A 1658-nucleotide genomic window follows, 5' to 3' on the forward strand; every position below is an offset into this window, starting at 1 on the left:
TACCAGCGTACGGCCCACAGAATGATGTCACGCTGAAAATGCCGGCCTTTGAATGGGTTCATGTGCAGCTCCATCAGCAAAAGGGGATGATAAGTTTATCACCACCGACTATTTGCAACAGTGCCGATAAAAATATATCATCATGAACAATAAAACTGTCTGCTTACATAAACAGTAATACAAGGGGTGTTATGAGCCATATTCAACGGGAAACGTCTTGCTCGAGGCCGCGATTAAATTCCAACCTGGATGCTGATTTATATGGGTATAGATGGGCTCGCGATAATGTCGGGCAATCAGGTGCGACAATCTATCGATTGTATGGGAAGCCCGATGCGCCAGAGTTGTTTCTGAAACATGGCAAAGGTAGCGTTGCCAATGATGTTACAGATGAGATGGTCAGACTAAACTGGCTGACGGCATTTATGCCTCTTCCGACCATCAAGCATTTTATCCGTACTCCTGATGATGCATGGTTACTCACCACTGCGATCCCCGGGAAAACAGCATTCCAGGTATTAGAAGAATATCCTGATTCAGGTGAAAATATTGTTGATGCGCTGGCAGCGTTCCTGCGCCGGTTGCATTCGATTCCTGTTTGTAATTGTCCTTTTAACAGCGATCGCGCATTTCGTCTCGCTCAGGCGCAATCACGAATGAATAACGGTTTGGTTGATGCGAGTGATTTTGATGACGAGCGTAATGGCTGGCCTGTTGAACAAGTCTGGAAAGAAATGCATAAGCTTTTGCCATTCTCACCGGATTCAGTCGTCACTCATGGTGATTTCTCACTTGATAACCTTATTTTTGACGAGGGGAAATTAATAGGTTGTATTGATGTTGGACGAGTCGGAATCGCAGACCGATACCAGGATCTTGCCATCCTATGGAACTGCCTCGGTGAGTTTTCTCCTTCATTACAGAAACGGCTTTTTCAAAAATATGGTATTGATAATCCTGATATGAATAAATTGCAGTTTCATTTGATGCTCGATGAGTTTTTCTAATCAGAATTGGTTAATTGGTTGTAACACTGGCAGAGCATTACGCTGACTTGACGGGACGGCGCTTCCCTACCCTCATGGCCGCCTCCCAGGAATCGACCCAGGTGCTTATCGTGGACATAATCCTTTACTCATAAATTTATCTTATTCCATTATTGTACCTGTCACGCAAAACTTGCAGAAAAGCCATAAACGCAGGAGAATCCTGTCGGCGGTGAGGATAATAAATATGGTAGCCGTCAAAATATGGACACCACTCGGTCAGAACAGCAATCAGCTTGCCGCTTTTGATATATCCATCTGCAACATACTCGGGAATATAGGCAATCCCCAGCCCGTCTAATGCTGCATCGAGCTGATGAATCGTGCTGTTCGCAATATATTGCCCTTTGACTTTCAGACTGAATTTCTGAGCATCTTTCTCGAATTCCCAGGCGTACAATCCACTCGTATCAGAATAGCGGACGTTAATGCAGTTGTGGTTCAAAAGATCCTGCGGCTTCCTGGGCTTAGCATAACGCTTAAAATGGCACTGTTGCAAAGTTAGCGATGAGGCAGCCTTTTGTCTTATTCAAAGGCCTTACATTTCAAAAACTCTGCTTACCAGGCGCATTTCGCCCAGGGGATCACCATAATAAAATGCTGAGGCCTGGC

The 1658-nt window shown here is 44.9% G+C and carries 2 protein-coding genes; one reads left to right on the forward strand and one right to left on the reverse strand.

Annotated features, from left to right (window positions below):
- The first annotated feature begins 191 nt into the window (after positions 1-191).
- On the forward strand, positions 192-1007 hold the full coding sequence (locus FTU09_RS13645; RefSeq protein WP_000018323.1) for an APH(3')-I family aminoglycoside O-phosphotransferase: 816 nt from the start codon (positions 192-194) through the stop codon (positions 1005-1007).
- A 136-nt stretch (positions 1008-1143) separates the two neighbouring features.
- Here FTU09_RS13645 and FTU09_RS13650 read toward each other — a convergent pair whose 3' ends face one another.
- Entirely contained in the window at positions 1144-1545 is a 402-nt protein-coding gene (locus tag FTU09_RS13650; protein WP_001183556.1) for a LysR substrate-binding domain-containing protein, read from the reverse strand.
- Positions 1546-1658: the final 113 nt, after the last annotated feature.

This window comes from Acinetobacter sp. YH12058 (genome assembly GCF_013419805.1).
Taxonomy (GTDB): Bacteria; Pseudomonadota; Gammaproteobacteria; order Pseudomonadales; family Moraxellaceae; genus Acinetobacter; species Acinetobacter towneri.

Excerpts from the sequence above, each read along its gene's own strand:
- FTU09_RS13645 (WP_000018323.1), top strand. The coding sequence starts at position 192 with ATGAGCCATATTCAACGGGAAACGTCTTGCTCGAGGCCGCGATTAAAT.